A 21,433-nucleotide genomic window follows, 5' to 3' on the forward strand; every position below is an offset into this window, starting at 1 on the left:
ATTTTATAGGACGACTTGTAAGCCTAGATCAGCTAAAACAACCTCACCACTAAACATAAGTGCTGCTTCTTCCCTCAATACTTGAATCTCTCCGAAGTGAGGTAAATGTGTTAAAAGTAATTTCTTTACTCCTGCTTTCGATGCTAGCAACCCAGCCTCAGTTGACGTCATATGACCATACCGAGCGGCATCAAAGTTGGCATAGAAGGAAGCTTCTGTGAGAAGTAGATCCGCATCCCTCAAGTAGGGTACTAAAGATTCATCGTATCTTGTGTCCGCCGTATACACCAAATTTTTCCCCTGATAGGAAATTTTCACGCCTAAGCAAAATACATCATGATCCGTTCGAAAGAAAGTTAAGGTTAGGCCATCCTCGAATGTTACGATCGTATCTTGGTTAATTTCTTGTTCAATTGTTCCTTTCAATACAGGAATCGCCCATTCGTCTTTAGAATCCTTGGCAACTAATAAACGCAAGGGTGTATCACGTTGTTTTAAATCCATATCAATTAAACAAGCATATTGAAGAGAACCTAAGTCTGCCATGTGATCGAAATGATTGTGCGAAACAAACACTGCTGTTAATTCATGAAGTTCTATATAATTCTGTAAGACAGACAATACACCGCTGCCACAATCCAGCAAGATTTTATGATTGCCTACTTCTAGTAGAAAGCCAGCAGTTGCTTCTCCTCGCTTTGGATAAGCGCCCCATCTACCTATGACTCTTACTTTCATACAGATGCCCCCATTTCATAACTGAGATACCAATAAAAAAGAGCTGCTTTACTTAGCAACTCCATGTTCACTCCACTTGTTCGATAAAGAGCAACGCTTTTCCTGCATCTTCAATTTTCGTATCCCCCTACAAACCAAGGTACGATTGGATGAAAGCATGAATATGGTGTTATACCCAGTTCTCATTCTTCATCCCATTTAGCCAAATTGATTCAAAGGGAGTACAAAATGATACCAAATAAGACAAGACAACTCAGTTTTGAGGATTCAGCGGATAATAACGTCATTCGAGGGCCATTTCATGTGATTTTTCCGGAAATCGAGCTTGCTCAACTGCGATGTCGCGTAAACGCGGCAAAATGGCCTGATAAGGAAACGGTCGCAGATACCTCTCAGGGTGTACAGCTTTCAACGATTCAAAAACTCGCACACTATTGGACAACAGGTTACGATTGGCGAAAGTGTGAGGCGAAGCTAAACGCATTTCCGCAGTTCTTTACCCATATCGACGGTCTAGACATTCATTTCATGCATATTCGTTCGAAGCACGAAGATGCTTTGCCACTCATCATCACACACGGATGGCCTGGCTCGATCATCGAGATGTTGAAGATTGTTGAACCACTTACGAATCCTACAGCTTATGGCGCGAAGGCATCGGACGCGTTCCATTTGGTCATACCGTCGCTGCCCGGCTATGGGTTTTCTGGAAAGCCAACTACGACAGGTTGGGATACCGTCCGAATAGCACGTGCCTGGGCAGTACTGATGAAGCGACTTGGCTACACGAGGTACGTGGCACAGGGCGGAGACTGGGGAGCGATTATCACCGACATGTTGGCATTGCTGTCACCACCGGGGCTGGTTGGTATGCACACGAATATGCCCGGCGCGGTTCCCCCTGCTATTGACAAGGTGCTCCAAGCCAGCACCCCACTTCCATCTGGTCTCTCAGAAGAAGAAATGCGTGCATGCATGCAGTTGAGTTTTGTATATAAACATATCGGATATGCCCAAATCATGGGTACACGGCCGCAGACGCTAACAGGATTGGTAGACTCTCCTGTTGGTTTGGCCGCTTTCATGCTTGATCATGATGCTTGTAGCTTGGAGCTAATTACACAAGCTTTTAACGGACATCCCGGTGGACTTTCACGAGACGATGTCCTTGACAACATCACGCTGTACTGGATGACCAAAACTGCGATTTCTTCTGGTCGTCTGTTTTGGGAGAACAAGCTTCCCTTCTTTGCTGCCAAAGGTGTCACTATTCCCGTAGCTGTGAGTGTGTTCCCATATGAGCTATATCAAGCTCCATTGAGTTGGAGTAAAATGGCATATCCTAATCTTATCTACTATAACAAGGTCGACAAGGGTGGACATTTTGCAGCCTGGGAACAGCCAGAACTATTCGCTGCAGAAATCCGTGCAGGATTCAAGTCGCTGCGCTAATTCATGTTTTCCATACGAATGCTTAATCAGAAAAACAGGAGAAACAATCGCAATCGACTTACTCCTCTTCCAATGGTTTGTCCCATGAAAGACTATAACGGAAGTAGAATCGTCGTCGAACTTTAGCCCCTGGAAGTATCTGCTGTACAACTTGACGAATCTCCCTAATGCTTTCTGTTGGAGCCGTAATTCGAACATTGGGGTTACGCATCCCACCGTGAAATCGATCCATGATACGGATAGGAAGCAGCAGTAGTCCAGAGAAAACCAAATCCACTAGTGACTTGTCATCTGCTAACCCAATGATGAGGAGTCGACCTCCGGGTGCGAGTACTTGGCGCATGAGCAGCAGTGCGCTTCTCAAATCCATATGATGCAAAGTCGCGACACAGATAACCGTTGCGTAACGATCCTCTAACTTAGGGATTGGTGAAGCAAGGAAGTCATCGTTAATGAGTGTCACATTCGAGATCGAAATAAGTCGCGTTTGTGCAATCTCTATAGCCGTATTATCGGGGTCGATCCCGATAACTTGTTGCACGAACGGCGCGAGTCGTTGGAGAAGTAACCCGTCACCACACCCAATATCGAGTACACGTCCGCCGCGTAGCTTACCGTCTGCAATTAACTCATCGTGAAAAGCTGTATTGTGATTCCAATACGTATCCATTGCTAATTTCACTCCCGTACACTTTCGTCTGTAGACTCCAATAATTTCCAAGGATTGGAACCCTCTCTATAATAGACGATAATTCGGGGATTCTGTTCAATAACAAAAAAAGCCCGCGAAATACTCGGACTTATTCTTAAACTTTAACCGTAAATTTTCACAAGACCTAACACCTTACATGCTTACGCTTGAATCCAATTCGAGCTTTATCTACGGCGTTTTGAATATTAGTCGATGCGCTCAGAAATTTACTCTTCGTTCCGTGCTGAATAATTTCGACGGGACCAACCGCTATTGCCGTCTCAACAGCCTTATCATGCAGCGGCAAATAAGATACAGCTACTGTGTATATGAAATTATTCATCGCATATTTAGCTCGTTCTGGTGCAGTGTGAATCGTATTTTTCACCAATTCAAGCATATCTGATATTTTACTAACGATAAACTCAGTGTCTTTGCGATTCCCCAGAAGCCAACAGTAGCAACTCCACCCCGCTGACATTCTTAATTCCTCGCCGCTCGCGATCCATTTATCCGCAACTTCCTGCGCAATATCCGCTTCCGATAACGTTACAGCAACGACATAGTCGGACAACATATAGAAATACGCTGCATCGATCCAACGATCATAATCCTCTACAGTCATTGCTTTGGGGTCTGCGATGATGCCGGCAAAGTACATAGCGTCGTAGTTCCCTGTTGCATAAAGTTGTTCAGCTAACGGTTGGTTGATTTTGATTTGCTTCACAAGCGGTTTCATCGCTCCTGTTGCCACTCCAAATACAGGTTCATGAGCGCCATTAGATATATACATTTTCTTCATTCGTTCCTTGCCTAGAGTTTCGAGTTCTTGCATGACTGCTTCTGCATGTAGAATGGTTGCTGTCATAATGACTCCTCCCATAATCAACTTTATTATGTCATCATAACTATTCTTGAAGCATCGAGCAATGTTAGCTAACTAATCCGAAGCTACTCAACGCTTTCAGCTTGTCTTTCTTGCGCATTCTTAATCCCATACCCTATCTTCTTAAGCAACTCAATGAGTTGGAGCTTCTCTTCATCCGTTACATAAGACAAATTGTTGGAAATGGTTTGCACATGCTTTGGGAAAATCGTATCGAAGTAGTTTCTCCCATCCTCAGTTAATGCCACATTCGTTTTACGTCGATCTCCTGGAATGGGAAGACGTTCCACGAACGCCTTCTTTTCCAACTTATCAACCACATAAGTAATACTCCCACTTGGAATGGAAAAGGTATCACTTATTTTCTGAATGGGGTGAGGCCCTTTATTGTAGAGTAACTCAAGAATTTGAAAGGTTTCTCTACTGAGCCCATAGCTGTCAATGTCGTGTTCTAAGCTGGCATATAGTACGTTCACCATATTTTTTAGTACGCGTGTAAGCCTTAAATCAAGAGCCTTACCTTCAGCGTCGCGTTCAGTCATGCTTCAACCACCTTATCTAGCTTTATTATACAAAGGATAATCGACTTCAGTAGGAACTTCAATTAGAAATATTCGAAGTGTCTCATCAGCCGAACGAATGATAACATCATCCGCTTGTTCCGTTTGCACGATAGCAAAGTCTTTATTCACAAATGGGACGGGCCCTTGTCCCGCTATTAGGAAGGAACCACCGGTTCCTCTAATCGCTAGACCGGCAAACGTGCGGTTCGGTAATAGCCGATGAACATACGTTGCGCCCGCCTCTACTTCGACGTCTAACATACGTGCATCTGCAACAAGTTGGCTGATAGGTGATCCTTCACCCAGAATGGTCTTTACCTTAACACCTTCCTGGTCTGTCTGAGGGAACTCCTCGTGCTTGAACAATAAATAGGTTGGCTCTCGTCGCACTGCTTCATTCAAGTAAGGCTCCAGCCATATTTGAAAGCTTTCAAATCCAGCTTCAACGCTCTCAGCATGCTGCATACCCGATCCTGCTTGCATAAGTTGAATATCTCCAGCTTGTAGTGTGCTTTCAGTACCAAGTGTGTCTCGGTGAAAGCCATGACCAGCGATGCCATACGATAGAATCTCAAACCCTTGATGAGGATGAAACCCGATCCCTCCTGCCTTCTCTGCTCGTCCCCAAGCCCAATAGAATAGCGGACCCAGTCTCACAGTAGCCGCCCCTTGGCCAGAGAATCCTAATGGTTTCTGCGCCATTATTTTGCCTCCATCAAATTCTTCTTTCCCTTGCAGTTCTGGTCCTAGTATTTGAATATTCATAGGAATATCTCCTTATCTGATCGGATATAATGATTATTTTATTTAATATCCTAATAATATTTATTATAATAATATTCAATATAGACCTATTATAGGAATCAGTCAACATGCAAATATAAGCAAGATTACCACCTTATAATCCCTGCTTTTTCGAGTCCCGTACCACGAGAAAAGGATCCCAATGCCATAATGGCTTTGGGATCCTTTCAATTGAAACATCTTAACCTTTTTTGATTTGTGTGATAATCGTGTGTGCTTGATCGATGGTTTCCTGTATGATACTCCCAGCACTTTGGCCAGCAGTAAGCATTCGCAAACCTTGCCCTGCCCATAATGACATATAATCGGAATTATTTTGCTTTGCAGCAGCATTTCGAATATCTCTTGTTGCCGTGTTTTGGGTCGGAAACGGTAGCGGTTCTACCCCGCTCCGATCCCAGACATTAATAAATTCATTCGTGATCCCTCTTGCGGGTCGACCCGAAAATACCTTCGTGATTACGGTACTCTCCTCGGTACTAGCCAGCAGTTTGTGTTGGTAAGCACTATGAGCTCCCGATTCAATCGAAGTCAAGAATCGCGTACCCATCTGAACCCCCTGTGCCCCGAGTACCAGCGCGGCTATAAGTCCACGACCATCCATAATTCCGCCTGCAGCAATAACGGGAACCTGAACATGGGCAACAATTTGCGGCACTAACGCTATTGTGCCTATATTCGCGCCCCTGGGACGATTGGCAATGTCAAAAGTCCCGCGGTGACCACCAGCTTCACTTCCCTGAGCCACTATCGCGTCACATCCGGCTTGTTCAGCAAGAATGGCTTCATCAACGGTTGTCACCATAGTCACAATTCGAATCCCAGCCGCTTTAGCTTGCTTTGTCATGTGAGGTGGAAGCACCCCGAAAGCGGTACTAATCACCGGTACTTTTTCTTCTAGCAAAACGGTAAATTGTTGCTCAAAATGATCGGGTGTCTTCACCTCTTCTGCCACAACCTGCGGTATACCGAGTTTAGCTCTCATCACATTCAGTTCCTGTTGAACTTCTGGCATTCTCGAATTGTCATCTTGAGCTCGAGTAACAAATAAATTTACGCCAAATGGCGCGTTCGTTAACTTCCGAATTTCCCTGATTGCCGTGCGAATTGCTTCAGGCTCCATATAGGCGGCACCAAGCGTCCCTAATCCGCCTGCATTTGATACGGCAGCCGTCAAGCTGACCGTACCAGGCCCACCTGCCATGCCCGCTAGGAAGATGGGATAACGAATTTCAAATATGCGGCAAAGTGCTGTATTCAGATGTATGATCTTCTGCCTCCATTCACTTTGGAGAGGATCGCTGATTGCGGTATTCAAGTGCAGGTAATCCGCCCCATCCCCAATTGTCCAATTCAACTTCCTCTATAATAACATGAGTTGATTCCAATGGCTTGTTAAGCACGTTAAGGAGAAGCTCGCTGACACCTTTGATAAGCGCTGCCTTTTCTTCTGCTGTGACAGACTGATGCTCTGGGGTGGTTCCTTCACGGGTTACTTTAATTGTAACGACTGGCATAGGTAATGACCTCCTTGAAAAATTGTTAGTCACAAAATCAATCTATCTACTGAAAGGTAAGTTTAAGCTAGTTCGCGCCAAACTTTAATAAATTGTTCAGGCGGTTGCAGGCCAGACAAGCTGACTTGCTCATTAATCACAAAGTACGGAACCCCTCTAATTCCTTGCTTTTGCGCGTTCTTTTGATCTAACTCAACGTTATCAAGACCCTCACCGTAAGTAAGGCGCTTTTTTAACTCCGCAACGTTTGAGAGCCCCACTGCATTGGCAATGTGTATAAGTTCGTCGATATCCCCAATATTTATCCCATTCTCAAAATAAGCCGTATAGATTCGCTGAATCAATTGCTCCTGTAGGTTATCAGGTGTAATAGCGATTAATTGATGAGCTAATGTTGTATTTGGCGTATACTTTACTCGATCCATATTATACGTCAGACCATAAGCATCACCGTATTCTTGATATTGCTTTAATCGTGCCTCGAATTGCGAAGCTCCACCTAATTTGTCTATCATCACTTGCCGATAATCTTCACCTTCAGGTCGAATACCGTAATTGATCTGAAAAGCATGCCAACGGACCGAAACCTTCGTTTCTGGAGGTAATTGTTTCAAAGCACTTAACATACTGGTGGTTCCCATGCGACACCAAGGGCACGTCACATCAATATAGGCGTCAATTAATAAATCACTCATTGGGTAACCAGAACCGGTTTTACGGTTTGAAGATGATGAATGTAATCCTTGCTGCTCTGTGCTAGCCGCTCATCAGTAACTGTAGACGTATCATTTAGTGCAAAGTGTGGCAGATAATTAGCGCTGATAAATTGGGCAAGTGCTTCCATTGGACGCAATATTTCCTCAAGTGTAAAACGATTAGAACCGGTATGCTGATAAGATGCTTCCGTGCCGTATGTCGAAATGGCAACACCGATTTCTTTCCCAGCTGTTTTACTGCCATCTGGACCATAAGCCCACCCATATTGTAAGACGGTATCAAACCACTTTTTAAGTAAAGAAGGCGTACTGTACCAATAGAGCGGATACTGGAAAATAACCCGGTCATGTGCTTCGATTAGCTGTTGTTCTTTGGCAACATCGATATTTTCGTCTGGATATTCTTTATATAATTGATGAATAGTGAAATCACCTTGTTTTTGTAAGGCTTCCAACCAAGCTTTATTCCATTGGGAGTTTTCGATATTCGGATGAGTAATGATGACTAATGTTTTCATAGTAGGTTTGCTCCATTTCTAATTTTAGGATTATTTTGCCGACAGTGTACTGTCCTGTTTCATTTGTTCTCAAAGAAGGCTACATCTTTCATAAATATACTTTCTTGATTGTTAAGATAAGGACCATCCATCTCTGAAATCCGTTTGACTTCAATCCATTCCGGATCGTTTCGGAAACGTTCATAATTTAGATTGCGGCTTTCCATATCATTATGCTCAACAACATAATAGAGCCGATTATTTGCGTCATTGATATCTTCCCAATATCGAATAATCTTCATGCCATGTTTCAAAAATAAATCGATCACATGATCTCTGAATCTTTCATGAAGAGCCTGCATTTTGCCGGGATTAACATGATAAATTCGCAGTTCGTATAACATGTTTCTCACCTCCTTACTTAAGTGATTAAATACCTATCACCTATATTCTTACCATTGACCAGCGTTTTGACCGCCATCGACATGAAGAATCTCACCAGTTACGAACTTTGCTGACTCCAGATACACAATCGCGTCAACAATTTCCTGCACCTCACCCATTCGACCCACAGGATGAACTTTAGCTAAGAAATCATGTGACTCAACCGTATGCATCGGCGTTTTAATCACGCCAGGCGCGACTGCATTCACGCGAATGCCCTTGTCTGCGTACTCAATCGCTAGAGACTTCGTTGCCGTGTTCAAACCACCTTTGGTCAATGCGGCAAGTACGGCAGGTACGGATTTGAGGGGCTGTTCCGCGACACCACTTGCTGTAATGTTGATGATATGGCCAGAGCCTTCCTTCAGCATTTCGGTCACAGCACGCTGGGTGACATGGAAGAATCCAGTCATATTAATAGACATGACAGATCTAAAATCTTCTTCCGTGTAGTCCATAAATGGTTTTGAGATAAAAATGCCAGCATTGTTCACCAGGGTATCGATTCGCCCAAAGCGAGAAAGACCTTCCTTAATTAAACGTTCCGCGATTTGGGGTTCAGAAATATCCCCCGCAACATAAGCTACTCGTGCGCCTGTAGGATCGATTTCTCTTGCAACCTCTACCAATGCATGTTCACGGCGGCCATTAATAACGACTGATGCGCCTTGTTTCGCCAGTCCAATGGCAACTGCCTTTCCAATTCCACTACTTGCACCTGTGATAACGACTACTTTATTTTGAAAACTCATATCTACATCTCCTCTATTTGTCTACCTATTAAAAGGTAGGTATTAGTTATAAAATAATCCGCCTTCTTTTTCAAGTTAAAGCGGATATTAGACCATCGGCAATCTGATCATACTTGCTTACATCATGAAAACTTCTCGATAGTAATTGTGCACCTTGAAGTGCTGCTAGAAATTGGTGAGCTTGTGCATCCGCGGCGCCTTCAAATTTCACATGTCCTTCACGTCGCCCCTCTTCGAGCACGCGTTCCAACCACTCTAGATTGGCAGAGAAGAATTGGGTTAGCCCGATCTGTACTTTGCCTGATAAAGTAGCCAGATCAGTCGAAAGCATAACACTTAGACAAGCGCAATAATCTTGAACAGGCCCACTGTAGAGTAAGATGAATTTGCGTAGCTTCTCTACATTGTTCGGTGTCTCGGCATCGATTCCAGCAACAAATGCTTTAAAATTTCTGAGATAACGTGCAATCAGTGCTTCTCCCAAATCCTCCTTATTCGGAAAGTAATAATGAATACTGGCATTGCGAATGCCTACTTTTTCTGCAATATGCGAATAGCTGAATCCATTAAACCCATATTGCTGAACAATCGCTTGGGCTGTGTCGAGAATAAGTTCTGATGTGTTTTTGTTGTTGTTGTTTTTTGTCATGTCGTCATTCTACCTTTTAGTAGGTAGTATGTCAACTCCTTTTCTAAAACATATGGATTGGCATAAATATGGAATTGCACGCATAACGATCTAAATCAGTGATCTGTGTACAGGAGGTTGAATAATGGAAGATAACAGAGGATTGCCTCAAAAGCCTATTCATCAGAAAGGTTCTTCATCATGGTCAGGAGATGCACCAGCGGAATTTCATTCTCAAACCGTTGGTGATCGAGGACCTGTCCTAGAACAAGATAGCGTCTTACATGAAACTTTAGAAACTTTCATACATACCAAGATTCTTGAAAGACCTGTCCATGTGAAGGGGTATGGTGCTTTTGGATACTTCCAGACTGTGAATTCGATGACTCCCTATACGAAGCTTCACTTTCTGCAAAAACCTGGCCAGCAAGTCCCTGTCACGGTCCGTTTCTCCCTAGCTGTAAGTAATAAAGGTACGCCGGATACGTCCCGAAATGTGCGCGGCTTCTCTACGAAGTTCTATACAGAACAAGGTGTTTTCGATCTGCTATGTAATCATATCCCTGTCTTTTTAGTTCGAGATGCCATTCGATTTCCAGAGTCAATTAAAGCCTTTCTGCCATCGCCAGTTAATAATTTGATCGACCCTGAACGTTTCTGGAGTTTCATTGCCCGCGCACCAGAAGCCACTAACTTCCTTGTCCAATTATATTCGGATGCTGGGACTGTTAAGAGTCTCCGTCATATTCCAGGTCATAGCGTTAACACGTATGTTTGGCGGAATGAGCAAGGTGTGCGTACGTTTGTGAAATATCACTGGTATCCCTTAGCAGGTATACAATATATTGATAGCCGCGAAGCAGCTAAGTTAGCTGGAGAAAACCCTGATTATGCCGGTAAGGATCTCTTCGATACACTGGCTGCAGGCCATACCATCGAATACGGATTGTATGTTCAATTGATGAATCCCGACGATGGAACCAAGATGTCCTATGATCCGCTAGACGATACCAAAGTCTGGGATGAAAAGCAGTTTCCGATGATGCCTGTAGGCCGACTCGTACTAAACCGCAATCCAGATAACTATATGGAGCAAGTCGAGAAAATTGCCTTTTCTCCAACGAATCTATTGGAAGGAGCCGAACTATCTGACGATAAAATGCTGCAGGGTCGTACGAATATATACTGGGATTCACAGCGTCATCGCTTGGGGTCTGATTTTCGGAAGATTCCTATTAATCATCAGCAGAACTGGACCCCTCGTTCACTTGAGACTAGCGGCGAAGGTAGATATGTTGAAGGTCGTCTCGTGCGATCCGATATACCAAATCCGGATAATTTCACACAAGCGGGACAGTATTATAACGCCCTCCCTCCTGTCCAACAGGAACATTTAGTCCAGAACCTTGCTGCTGATCTATCTGGTATATCCTCTGAGATTCAACGTATAGTTCTTACGTATCTATCCCAAGCGTCACAAGAATTAGCCAACAGGGTTTCACAACGGATTCAGCAACCTAACCAAGGTTAATTTTAGAAATTGGCTATCCCTCGGGGTAGCCCTTTTGTGTTTCTTTCTACTACTGTTTAATAGATTTATTTGGCAAGATTGGGTCTATTTACACGGCTTAAATTGAAAGATTTTAAGCTTATTTTCATCTTTGTTACAGGTTCATTTCGTATACTTAAACTAGCTATATCTGATTCAAAATATTATGAAAGTAGGCATTATTATCATGAAGCTAGCAGGAATTACTTACAAACATGAGCAAAGCGTCAGCTGGCTGAAACGTTCATTATTCATATGTCTGATACTTGTGTGTCTATTAGTAAGCTTTCTATTCTTAACTCCACCAGGATCGAAAATTCGTTTGTTCCTTGCGGATACCTTTATTGCTACCCAACATCGGGAGTGGGCTTGGATTTTTGTAGGTGTAAAGAAACGGGATGAAATGATTCAAAACGTTAAGCAAATGAGTGAAAATAACGCCATTGAGAAGCAAGATTTGAATGCGATCACGATTCAGAAACAGGATGGCAAGATCATTGATGTTGAAGATATCGCTGGACGTGGCTGGGTCGGCAAAAAAATGGTTGTTTACGATCCGAGAGCGATTCGTGTCGTTGTTCCAAGTCAAGTAGGTCAAGGTGAAACAATTAGTTCGATGGTGAATCGTACAGGGTCACTTGCTGGCATTAATGGTGGAGGCTTCGATGATCCACAAGGGTTAGGAAATGGGTTTGCTCCAATTGGGGTTATTATGTCTGGAGGTAAGATTTTGTATACGAGCGTTGACGGCACTGTTCCCCAACAAGTCGTTGCGTTTGATAATATGGGGAAATTAATTATTGGGAAATATTCAATTGATGAATTATTAGCTTTGCATGTGACTGACGCTGTATCCTTCTATCCGCGCATTATTGCTAATGGAAAAGCACTCCCTGTCGTTGGAGATGGTCTTAACCCGCGGACAGCCATTGGTCAACGAGCAGATGGCGTTGTTGTTATCATCGTCATTGACGGACGTCAGACCAAGAGTATTGGTGCTTCTTTAAAAGATGTTCAAGACCTTCTACTGAAAGAAGGTTGTGTTAATGCCGGGTTCTTAGACGGAGGTGCATCCTCTGAAATGGTCGTCGGGAACGATCTCATCACGCATCCATCCAGCCGATATGGCGAAAGAAGGCTGCCTTCAGGTCTCCTTATTTTTGAACACCCGGATCAGGTTGATGTGGCGAATATTTGGGAAGGTGTGACCGATATTGATCCTGGTGGTGCTTATGATAATCCAGGTTATCTCGCGGAGCACAATAAAAAGCAGTTAAATAAGTAAAAGAAAAAGAGCTGTCCAGTGGCAGCTCTTTCTTCATGTCTAAACGATTCTATTCAACCAATTAAAACGTATTGTAGACATTTTGACACTCTTTGGCGGTCGGCTCATAGAAACAGTGCTTCTTGTAACGGCCAGCTTTCGGCTGATTATACCAGGTATCTGGACATGGTCCAGGATTGTCGAACGTTCCCGGTCGAAAATACCAGAGTGAAAATTTACCTGGCCAAACCCGCTCCCCATTTACAGCTCTTTGTGCTAAGCGCCGCTCTCTTTCTCTAGCGTTTTGATAGTACAACCCGTGCTGCAACGCTTCAAACGCATGTGGTTGGTTAATCATTTGGGGAATTGTTCGGAGATTTTTAAAATCAGAGCAATTCGCTCTTATTCGATTAATGCCAACATTTCCAACAAGCAGCATACCCGTTTCGCCTTCGGTCTCAGCTTCAGCTCGAAGTAACCTTGCCAACATGTCGATATCCTGCTTTCTAGCTTTTACGACTGCCATTCGCTCACCTCAATTGAGTATATGTCTAGACCCATCATATTGTAGGGGAAGTGGAAATGTGACTTACTTACCGCGAAACGATAATATAATCTGGTTGTTCTTCGCTCGCAGCGAATAGCTAGCATCGAGTGATCCCTCTAACACTTCAAAAGCAGTATATTCAAATTGGTCATAAACCATTTGCAATTTGCTTTCCGTTGCAGAAATGATTTGTGGCAAGCTTTGCGCATTCGTATCATACTTGGTGATCCACACAACTTGATCTGCGTTCATTTCGATCGTGATTGTCATTGAATCCTCAGCTAGTGTCATCGTGATGACTCCAAAGACCGTACCTTTATATGTAAGAATGGCATGGCCCTCTTCTTCCTGATAATCTATCTCTTCGAAAGTTAGCGGCACAAGTTGTCCATCAATGATGTAATACGGATATATTCCCGCGCGGATTTGATTGCCACTCCACCGATAACCATCCATAATGGGCAAATTATTAAACTGAAGTTGGTTGCCTGTACAAACCTCATCCAAGTATCGCTCATGGTAATTTTCACTGAAGAGGTGCATATCCCTAATCCAGAACCGATTGTTCTCCGTGTAAACGTTGATACGATAATATTTGCTGTTGTACCAGACTGATGTGTGCCCTTCTCCCATGAAATCTGTAAAGGCAGCAACAACAGAAGCTGGCGTTTCTTGGTAAGTTTCCTTAAACCAGCATCCGGTTTCGCCAAGTGTTTCTACCTCAAGTTTGCCTTCTTCTTGTAGCTTTTCCAGCTGTTCAAACTGATAGTTCAACCCTTGACTCATCTTCTCCCACCCAAAACTGTTTTCTTGTCCAACCTGTGTGTATCCGAACGAAAGACAGTTTCCACTGAAATTTTCTTTCAAATACCAGTCTGTCCATGCGTTTACGCCACCACCCAGTTCATGATAGACGGGCTCAAGCGTGATGACAGGCTGATGAGCAGGGGCACCCGTTTCTAGGTTCAAGCCAACATCGTATTGGTGAATTGGATCGGAACCCAGCATACGCAGGATTGGAATGTTAATCTGTTGTTCGGAGGTTTGTGCTGGACTGAAATAGTTGTTACGACTAGGATAATATCCTTGATTATAATAGCCTCCCCACAAATTATATCCATCTGTTCCCCACTGATCCTTACAAATACATAAGGCGTCAATGTCATATTTTTCAGCCAAATAATGGATCGTGTGGGCATCAAGTGTCCATGAACCAATGGACTTAGGGTAACGATGAAATAACGAATAAAAGTCATTCATTAGGATATCTATCATTCGCTCACGCTGTTCCCGTGTATATCCAACAGTAAACCCGCAATGTGCATGCCAATCCCACGCATAACGACCTTTCCAAGGGATTCCTGCTTTTGTAACGAGCGGTTCAACTACTTCTAGCCATAGCCCAAGCTCTATGTGATCCGTGTTTACACCATCGAACAGTGCTGTAAATACGGGGTTAATCAAGGCATCATATTGAAATAAAAAGGTTCCTTTCAGCTCATGTTTCTTGAGTAGCTTAATTTGTTCCTGCACAGGTTTAACTAAATTAATATCTTTGCCCGGCCTCGGCTCAACAGCACGAATAAAGTTAATAATGTTGACAATTTGCCTTTTCAAAAGAAACCCTTCTCTCTTCAAATGTGTGATTGATATAATTCATCATATACCTTACACTGCTTTCTAGGGAGTAAGATTCCAACTACAAATGTGGACAAATCAACGGGAGTGAAGTTGTGAAGCAACAAGCTTATTATCGTAACATTCAAGATAATGACAATGATTACGCCGTTACGGATACCTATCTCATTGTAAACTGTGCCGGTTGCCAGGTTATGCAAAAACACTATGTGGCCAATTCTGTTCGAAATGATTATTTCTTATTGTATATGGTGAAAGGGAGTATTAGCGTACAAGCTGGAAAAGTTTCAGCGATCATGACACCAGGAGAATGTATCATTTTCACACCTCATATTCCGTTCTACTTTGAACGTGTTGAGCATACCGAATTGGTGTATGTATGGGTGCATTTTTCTGGAAATGCGGCAGCAGAAGTGTTGAAATCATGTGGATTATCAACGGGGTTGATTCTGCAAGCCCCCAGTATCGATCATGTCGTCGAGAAATTTCAGATGATATTTCAAACATTTTCACATAGGGACTCCTTTTTACAATTGGATGCGATCCCCAACCTAATTTCATTGCTGGCACTAATCGGACGTAAAGTACAGCAATCCAAATCACCTTTGTCTACCCATCGCAATCGAATGGAAAAATCTTTACAATACATCCACGAACATTTTCATTCTCAATTAACACTACAGCAACTGGCTGACATGGAACATCTGAGTATCAGTCATTATCGGACCGTCTTTACTGAAATCTTGGGAGTCTCCCCTTATGAATATATTCTTCTTCAAAGAATGAATCGTGCCTGCGACTTGTTACGCCATTCCCTTCTAAGCTGTGCGGAAATAGCAGAAATGATCGGTTATGAGGATCAGCGCTATTTCAGTCGATTATTTAAAATCAAAATGGGTATGACGCCACAGTTCTATAAGAGTCGTAAACAAGAATAAAGCAGGCGCCGCTGGCGTCCTGCCTTACTCTTACTTTCTTTTTACACGATTAGCAAACTGAACTTGCTCTCTCCATACGAAACGGTCTCCATATTGGGCTCTGAAGCATACCGAACACTCTTCAGTAACACATGTTCTTGTAGAACATGGTCAAACCGTACTAATGCAGTTTGTAATGGTGCGTCTACATCTAGAACAAGATCGACGCGTTTTTCGATCGGGAGCCCTATTTTTTTACGATAATCTTGAATAGCTCGAATAACCTCTCTAACCATGCCTTCCTGTTCTAACTCTTCCGTCATAGTTGTGTTTAAGGCAACGGTCATTTGGTATTCTGAAGCCGAAGCGTATCCTTCATTCGCTTGTTTCTCGATAAGTAAATCCTCTAGCCGAATGTGCAGGACTTCCTCATCGATCTTCATATCCAGGAAGCCGTTCTCTATGACTGCTTTAGCTTCTAGAGCAGATAACTGCTTCAACTGGGCTTGCACGGGTCCCACTAATTTCCCGAACTTCTTGCCAGCTGCTTTCAAGTTTAACTTAAAAGTGAACCGAACGAAGCTGACATCGCTAGATACGATTTGGATCGATTTCACATTGATCTCATCTTGGATGATGTCTTCGAATCCTCCAATGTTACACGCACTGTCAAACGAAACGTATAACTCCGACAGCGGCATCCGTGTTTTGATCCCTGTTTCATTCCGTATATTGCGAGCTAATTCCACGATTTGCCTCACGGTTTCCATCTTTTTCTCTAACGATACATCGTGTAACGTTTCATCCATTGTCGGATAATCGGTCAGATGTACACTTCCCTTGCCTCCCAAATTCGCATATAAATCATCTGCAAGGAATGGCGTATAAGGAGCAATCATTTGTGATAGTGTTAGCAGAACATGACGTAAGGTTTGATAAGCTGCAATTTTATCTTCGATCCATTCGCTTCCCCAGAACCGATCTCGTGAACGTCTGATATACCAATTGCTAAGTTCATCTACGAAAGCTTCCATTTGTTTCGCGGGATTCAAGAAATCGTTGATTTCTAATCCTTTTACTACATTGTGCAAGGTGCTGTTTAATCGAGATAAAATCCATCGATCCAACACATTTACGGAGTTTATTTGCGGATAATCAGCTGGGTGATACTGATCAATTTGTGCATACAACGCATAGAAGGCATGTGTGTTATTGATCGTGTCAATGACTTTGGATTTTGCCTCGGCGACAATTTGCTTAGAGAACCTCTTACTGCTCCAAGGTGCGCTGTCGGATAACAATGCCCATCGGAATGCATCGGTGCCAAATTCGTTAATGATTTCCCAAGGATCAATCCCGTTACCCTTGCTCTTTGACATTTTTTGGCCATTTTCATCCAGAACATGCCCAGTTGAGACTACAGATTTATAAGGGATTTGCCCATTATATAGGGTAGAAACCGCCAACAAGCTGAAAAACCAGCCGCGCGTCTGATCAATCCCCTCGCAGATCATATCCGCGGGGTACTGCTCTTGGAACAGTTCCTTGTGTTCAAATGGCTGATGATACTGGGCAAATGGCATGGAGCCGCTATCGAACCAGACGTCAATGACTTCCGAGGTTCTATGCATAGTACCGCCGCAAGCGCAGCGCAGCTTTACTTGATCCACGTAAGGCTTATGCAGCTCAAGGCTTTCCTCGATCGGATCTATTGATTTATCACGAAGATCCTTATGGCTGTGTGGTGCATATTCTGTGTTGCAGCCTTCGCAGATCCATACATTGAGTGGCGTTCCCCAATAGCGATTCCTGCTGATATTCCAATCAACGAGTTCTTCTAAGAATTTACCAAATCGGCCTTCTCTCAGGTGGGAAGGATACCAAGTGATTTTACTGTTGTTTGCGATCAACTGATCTTTAATAGCCGTTGTTTGGATGAACCAACTCTCCGTCGCGTAATAGAGAAGCGGCGATTTACAACGCCAGCAGAATGGATAGCTATGCTCATATCGCTCCTTGGTAAACAACAGACCACGCTCAGCTAAGTTTTTAACGATATCGATATCACAATCCTTAACAAAACGACCGGCAAAATCGGAGATTTGATCGAAGTAACGACCTCTCGCATCAACAACATTCACGAAATCCAATTCATGCTGGCGTACTGTTCGGTAATCGTCTTCCCCATGAGCTGGCGCAATATGGACAATCCCCGTCCCACTAGTGTCGCTAACATAGTCCGCGTCTACGACGGTATGTCCTTTCGTTACTTGTAAATAATTAAACGGTGCCACGTAAGGAGTTCCCACAAATTCAGAACCTTTATGCGTGGATAGGAGCTCATACTCCCCTTTCATAACGCTATCGACAAGGTTGCTTGCTACAATGTAGACTTCGCCATGCTGTTTAACTTTGACATAATCGACATCTTTATTTACAGCTAAAGCGACATTGGCAGGCAACGTCCATGGTGTAGTCGTCCATGCAAGAAAATGTTCATCTGCGATCTTGCTTGTGAATTTCACAGTGGCACTCAAATCTTTCACATCTTCATAACCTTGGGCAACTTCATGTGAGCTAAGTGTCGTTTGACAATCCGGGCAGTACGGGCTTACGCGATGACCTTTGTACAGATGCCCTTTCGCATGAATCGTGGATAAAATGTGCCAAACACTTTCGATATAATCATTGGTTAGTGTGACATAAGGGTTCTCCATATCCGTCCAGTAAGCGATCGCTTCGGTCATTTCACGCCACTGCTTCTCATATTCGAAAACGCTGCTCTTACACGCCTCCACGAATTTGGCGACCCCATAGGATTCGATTTCCTGTTTGCCAGAAATACCAAGCTTTTTCTCTACGCCAAGCTCAACAGGAAGCCCATGTGTATCCCAACCTGCTTTGCGTATGACACGGAAGCCTGACATCGTTTTGTAGCGACCGATGAAATCTTTGATTACTCGTCCCAGCACGTGCCCGATATGCGGCTCGCCATTCGCTGTTGGGGGACCTTCATAAAAAACAAAGTTGGGTTTTCCCTCTCTATTTTCAATCGATTTTCGAAATGTGTCATTCTGTTTCCACTGTTCTAGAACACGGAGTTCTCGCGTTCTTGCCTTCTCTTTCACATCCACTTTTCTCATGGGTCTCATCCTCTCATTTCGTCCAACTTCACGTTCGTTCCTTGACGAAAAGGTTCATTGAAAACACAAAAAATCCCGTCCCATAAGGGACGAGATTTCATCTCGCGATACCACCCTAGTTCCGTATAGATTATGACTACCATAATCCTACGACGCCTCTAACTACGTACCATCATACGCATCCTTAGTAACGGCTGGAACCCGGGTCAGCTTACTTACCTACTTCAGCTTTCCTTCTCGGAGAGGATTTTCTATGAAGTCTTGAACATTGGCTCTCAGCGTATGCCAACTCTCTGTGGAACAAGGGCTCCTTATACTCTTTCTCGTCAATGAATTTAATCGAACATTCAGTTAACTTATTCTTACATCTTCATCAGCAAAAGTCAACAGGCGCTATTTATTTCCTTCCAAACATAACTTCACCAAATCATCCACATGTGCAGTTGCCAAACATTCAACGGTATCCGCTGCCCCATAGTAGATTTTCACTTCACCATCATCTTCTAGAATCATACCGCCTGGGAAAATGACATCATTACGGAAGCCTCCATCAGTTTCATAGCTAACTTCTGGCGCTAGTAATGGCTCCTTATAAAGTCCGATAACCTTCTTCGGGTTATCCAAATCAAGCAGCATAATGCCTGCTGTATAACGTTTTTTCCACGTTGGCTCCCAACCATTTTTACCACGGTTTGCATCGATATCAACGGCATGGATCGTCGTTAACCATCCCTTGGACGTACGAATTGGTGGTGCGGCAGGACCAATTTTGTCATTCGCATAAGGCACATGCTCAACACCTAGGACGAGGTCCGTGTCTCCCCAGTATTTGAGATCAGGCGACTGCGAAAGCCAAATATCAAATTGATCTTTCCCACGGCTGTAAACCGGGAAAGGACGCTCCAGACGGACATAATTACCATTAATTTTCTCAGGAAACAATACCATATTCCGGTTGTCTGGTGCTGACATGGACAAAATTTCAAACTTATCAAAGTCATCCGTTACCGCAATCCCGCCTCTAACTCCGTGACGCGTATCTACTGCGAAGCACATGTAAACACGTCCGTCCATCACCGTTAGTCGAGGGTCATATACGCGTGTGATTTCCTCATCATACAGCTTCCAACAAGGTTTCGACTGTACATCCCAATGAATGCCATCTTTGCTGTAGGCAAGGCCTAGATCTGTCGTATGCGAAGGCTCTAACGTTTGATTTTTGACAGAGCCGTGGTCATTACGGAATACCATAATATATTGGCCTTGGAATTTGGTAACTCCAGCATTGAATGTAAGCGCTGTAGGATAGGGCACGGAATCTGCCGTGAGGATTGGGTTGGCTGGATGTCTTGTTATTACAGAACTAGATGTTAATGAACCGATGGTTAATGTCATGAGAGTTCCTCCTTCATTCTTATCTATCAATAGGTTACAATAGGTGTGCGAAGGTTACCTATCAATCCTTGAACAAACCTCTCATTTCTTGAATAGGCAGTGATTCTCATGACATTTCCCATTAATAAGCAATTATCGGATTATCCCAATATCGGAGCATTTCCCTTTCATTTATCCATTAATCGGGTTGATCATCATTTTCCCAGCCATCGTCATGATTTCTTGGAATTCTCTTTGGTTGTTGAAGGCTATGGGTACGAAACCGTTAACGGACAAATGCATCCCATGCAGCCTGGAACCTTCACCCTTCTGCTTCCCTATCAAGTGCACGAAATCACTGCGAACCCCGGAAGTCCGCTCATTCTGTACAACTGTATGTTTGGCTTAGAGCTGCTTGGAGATCCAGCGGAGCGCTTGCTTCTCTCGGATCACAATCCGTTCCTAACTCACTACGACTTGAGTGCTGAACAATCTGAGCTCGTAAGACAGAAACTGCAAGGGATGCTTCGTGAATATGAACAACCCGCTGATATCTGGCAGTCTCTTCTCTTGAAAGGAGAGCTCCAACGTATACTTGCGTTTCTTTACAGGCTCCATCCCAGCGGCTCAGACGCACTGCCGAATGTTTCCGAATTGACGTCCAAAACCGCATTACCTTGGGCCATACTTCGCTATATTCATACTCGCTATCGTGACCCGCTCACGCTGGAGCTGATCGGCGCTCATTTCCATTGTCATCCTTCTAGGGTGACGCAAATCTTATCTCAACATCTTGGCGTGACCTTCGTAACCCTTCTGCAGGAAACTCGGGTTCGACACGCCTGTAGTTTGTTAGCTACAACCGAAATGAAGGTAACGGATATCGCGTTTGAAGTCGGTTACGAATCATTTGCAAGCTTTAGTCGTAATTTCCTAAAACTTGTAGAGATTTCACCGACCATGTATAGGGCCTCTATGAGGGTACAGTTAAAGTGAAACAGAAATACCCGACTGAGCTAGTGCTCGGTCGGGTATTTTTACATGCCAGAATTAAGTGCGAATTACTCAAGTCTCCTGTGCGCCTGATGGATAAATGGATTTTCTACAGGTACATAGTGGGATTTTCTGAACAAACGCAGAATAAATGGAAAACCTGCAGTTCATTTTGGCCATTTTATCCAAAATGAACAAAAATGCTATATCTACCTACATGTTTGGACCTCTGTCAAGAAAGTAGACACCTATTAAGAGAATTAACTAACTTCTTTGTAGTAGTTTTCTTCATATTGAACTGGTGAAAGGTAACCTAAAGA

At 43.5% G+C, this 21,433-nt stretch carries 21 protein-coding genes and 1 other annotated feature; of the genes, 5 read left to right on the forward strand and 16 right to left on the reverse strand.

Going from position 1 to position 21,433, the window contains the following annotated elements; translation table 11 throughout:
- Positions 1–3 precede the first annotated feature (3 nt).
- Positions 4–738 carry an MBL fold metallo-hydrolase gene (locus L6I86_RS30990; protein WP_236292464.1) on the reverse strand — a complete coding sequence of 245 codons (735 nt, stop codon included), beginning with the start codon at positions 736–738 and terminating at the stop codon, positions 4–6.
- A gap of 228 nt (positions 739–966) precedes the next feature.
- Here L6I86_RS30990 and L6I86_RS30995 point away from each other — a divergent pair, with 228 nt between their 5' ends.
- A complete protein-coding gene (locus tag L6I86_RS30995) occupies positions 967–2,190 on the forward strand; it encodes an epoxide hydrolase family protein (RefSeq protein ID WP_236292465.1) in 1,224 nt (407 codons plus the stop codon).
- A gap of 58 nt (positions 2,191–2,248) precedes the next feature.
- On the opposite strand, the gene L6I86_RS31000 is transcribed toward L6I86_RS30995, so the two are convergent.
- From L6I86_RS31000 to L6I86_RS31050, 11 genes are all read right to left on the reverse strand, one after another.
- Positions 2,249–2,860: a class I SAM-dependent methyltransferase gene (locus L6I86_RS31000; RefSeq protein WP_236292466.1), complete on the reverse strand. Its 612-nt coding sequence runs from the start codon at positions 2,858–2,860 to the stop codon at positions 2,249–2,251.
- A 166-nt stretch (positions 2,861–3,026) separates the two neighbouring features.
- A complete protein-coding gene (locus L6I86_RS31005) occupies positions 3,027–3,749 on the reverse strand; it encodes a DNA alkylation repair protein (RefSeq protein WP_236292467.1) in 723 nt (240 codons plus the stop codon).
- An 83-nt stretch (positions 3,750–3,832) separates the two neighbouring features.
- Positions 3,833–4,309: a MarR family winged helix-turn-helix transcriptional regulator gene (locus L6I86_RS31010; RefSeq protein WP_236292468.1), complete on the reverse strand. Its 477-nt coding sequence runs from the start codon at positions 4,307–4,309 to the stop codon at positions 3,833–3,835.
- Between the two features lie 12 nt (positions 4,310–4,321).
- Positions 4,322–5,095, reverse strand: a complete 774-nt coding sequence (locus tag L6I86_RS31015) for a pirin family protein (protein ID WP_236292470.1) — start codon at positions 5,093–5,095, stop codon at positions 4,322–4,324.
- A gap of 220 nt (positions 5,096–5,315) precedes the next feature.
- Complete coding sequence (locus L6I86_RS31020; protein ID WP_236292471.1) at positions 5,316–6,452, reverse strand: NAD(P)H-dependent flavin oxidoreductase; 1,137 nt, start codon at positions 6,450–6,452, stop codon at positions 5,316–5,318.
- Entirely contained in the window at positions 6,418–6,651 is a 234-nt protein-coding gene (locus tag L6I86_RS31025; RefSeq protein WP_236292473.1) for a tautomerase family protein, read from the reverse strand. The genes L6I86_RS31020 and L6I86_RS31025 overlap by 35 nt, the downstream gene beginning before the upstream one ends.
- Before the next feature lie 62 nt (positions 6,652–6,713).
- Entirely contained in the window at positions 6,714–7,346 is a 633-nt protein-coding gene (locus tag L6I86_RS31030) for a DsbA family oxidoreductase (RefSeq protein WP_236292475.1), read from the reverse strand.
- The gene (locus L6I86_RS31035) at positions 7,343–7,885 is read right to left on the reverse strand and encodes an NAD(P)H-dependent oxidoreductase (RefSeq protein WP_236292477.1); all 543 of its coding nucleotides are present in this window, start codon (positions 7,883–7,885) and stop codon (positions 7,343–7,345) included. Before L6I86_RS31035 ends, L6I86_RS31030 begins: the two co-directional genes overlap by 4 nt.
- 59 nt (positions 7,886–7,944) lie before the next feature.
- A complete protein-coding gene (locus tag L6I86_RS31040) occupies positions 7,945–8,268 on the reverse strand; it encodes an NIPSNAP family protein (protein WP_236292479.1) in 324 nt (107 codons plus the stop codon).
- 48 nt (positions 8,269–8,316) lie between these two features.
- On the reverse strand, positions 8,317–9,060 hold the full coding sequence (locus L6I86_RS31045; RefSeq protein ID WP_236292481.1) for an SDR family NAD(P)-dependent oxidoreductase: 744 nt from the start codon (positions 9,058–9,060) through the stop codon (positions 8,317–8,319).
- A gap of 70 nt (positions 9,061–9,130) precedes the next feature.
- Complete coding sequence (locus tag L6I86_RS31050) at positions 9,131–9,709, reverse strand: TetR/AcrR family transcriptional regulator (protein ID WP_236292483.1); 579 nt, start codon at positions 9,707–9,709, stop codon at positions 9,131–9,133.
- Positions 9,710–9,833: 124 nt separating this feature from the next.
- Between L6I86_RS31050 and L6I86_RS31055 the strand changes: the two genes are divergently transcribed.
- Both L6I86_RS31055 and L6I86_RS31060 read left to right on the forward strand, forming a co-directional pair.
- Entirely contained in the window at positions 9,834–11,219 is a 1,386-nt protein-coding gene (locus L6I86_RS31055; protein ID WP_236292485.1) for a catalase, read from the forward strand.
- A 442-nt stretch (positions 11,220–11,661) separates the two neighbouring features.
- Positions 11,662–12,522: a phosphodiester glycosidase family protein gene (locus tag L6I86_RS31060; RefSeq protein WP_236292487.1), complete on the forward strand. Its 861-nt coding sequence runs from the start codon at positions 11,662–11,664 to the stop codon at positions 12,520–12,522.
- A gap of 61 nt (positions 12,523–12,583) precedes the next feature.
- Here the strand turns inward: L6I86_RS31060 and L6I86_RS31065 are convergent, their stop codons facing one another.
- Together L6I86_RS31065 and L6I86_RS31070 are read right to left on the reverse strand one after the other, a co-directional pair.
- Positions 12,584–13,027: a cell wall hydrolase gene (locus tag L6I86_RS31065; RefSeq protein WP_173109105.1), complete on the reverse strand. Its 444-nt coding sequence runs from the start codon at positions 13,025–13,027 to the stop codon at positions 12,584–12,586.
- Positions 13,028–13,090: 63 nt separating this feature from the next.
- The gene (locus L6I86_RS31070; protein ID WP_236292489.1) at positions 13,091–14,665 is read right to left on the reverse strand and encodes a hypothetical protein; all 1,575 of its coding nucleotides are present in this window, start codon (positions 14,663–14,665) and stop codon (positions 13,091–13,093) included.
- 116 nt (positions 14,666–14,781) lie between these two features.
- Here L6I86_RS31070 and L6I86_RS31075 point away from each other — a divergent pair, with 116 nt between their 5' ends.
- The gene (locus tag L6I86_RS31075; RefSeq protein WP_236292491.1) at positions 14,782–15,624 is read left to right on the forward strand and encodes an AraC family transcriptional regulator; all 843 of its coding nucleotides are present in this window, start codon (positions 14,782–14,784) and stop codon (positions 15,622–15,624) included.
- A 41-nt stretch (positions 15,625–15,665) separates the two neighbouring features.
- Here the strand turns inward: L6I86_RS31075 and ileS are convergent, their stop codons facing one another.
- Together ileS and L6I86_RS31085 are read right to left on the reverse strand one after the other, a co-directional pair.
- On the reverse strand, positions 15,666–18,746 hold the full coding sequence (gene ileS, locus L6I86_RS31080) for an isoleucine--tRNA ligase (RefSeq protein WP_236292492.1): 3,081 nt from the start codon (positions 18,744–18,746) through the stop codon (positions 15,666–15,668).
- 82 nt (positions 18,747–18,828) lie between these two features.
- Positions 18,829–19,085 (reverse strand) — a binding site (T-box leader).
- A gap of 54 nt (positions 19,086–19,139) precedes the next feature.
- The gene (locus L6I86_RS31085) at positions 19,140–20,141 is read right to left on the reverse strand and encodes a glycoside hydrolase family 130 protein (protein WP_236292494.1); all 1,002 of its coding nucleotides are present in this window, start codon (positions 20,139–20,141) and stop codon (positions 19,140–19,142) included.
- Between the two features lie 108 nt (positions 20,142–20,249).
- On the opposite strand from L6I86_RS31085, the gene L6I86_RS31090 reads away from it, so the two are divergent.
- Complete coding sequence (locus L6I86_RS31090; RefSeq protein ID WP_236292496.1) at positions 20,250–21,116, forward strand: helix-turn-helix transcriptional regulator; 867 nt, start codon at positions 20,250–20,252, stop codon at positions 21,114–21,116.
- The last annotated feature ends 317 nt before the right edge of the window (positions 21,117–21,433 follow it).

The sequence above is a fragment of the Paenibacillus allorhizoplanae genome (genome assembly GCF_927798215.1).
In the GTDB taxonomy this organism is placed as follows: domain Bacteria; phylum Bacillota; class Bacilli; order Paenibacillales; family NBRC-103111; genus Paenibacillus_E; species Paenibacillus_E allorhizoplanae.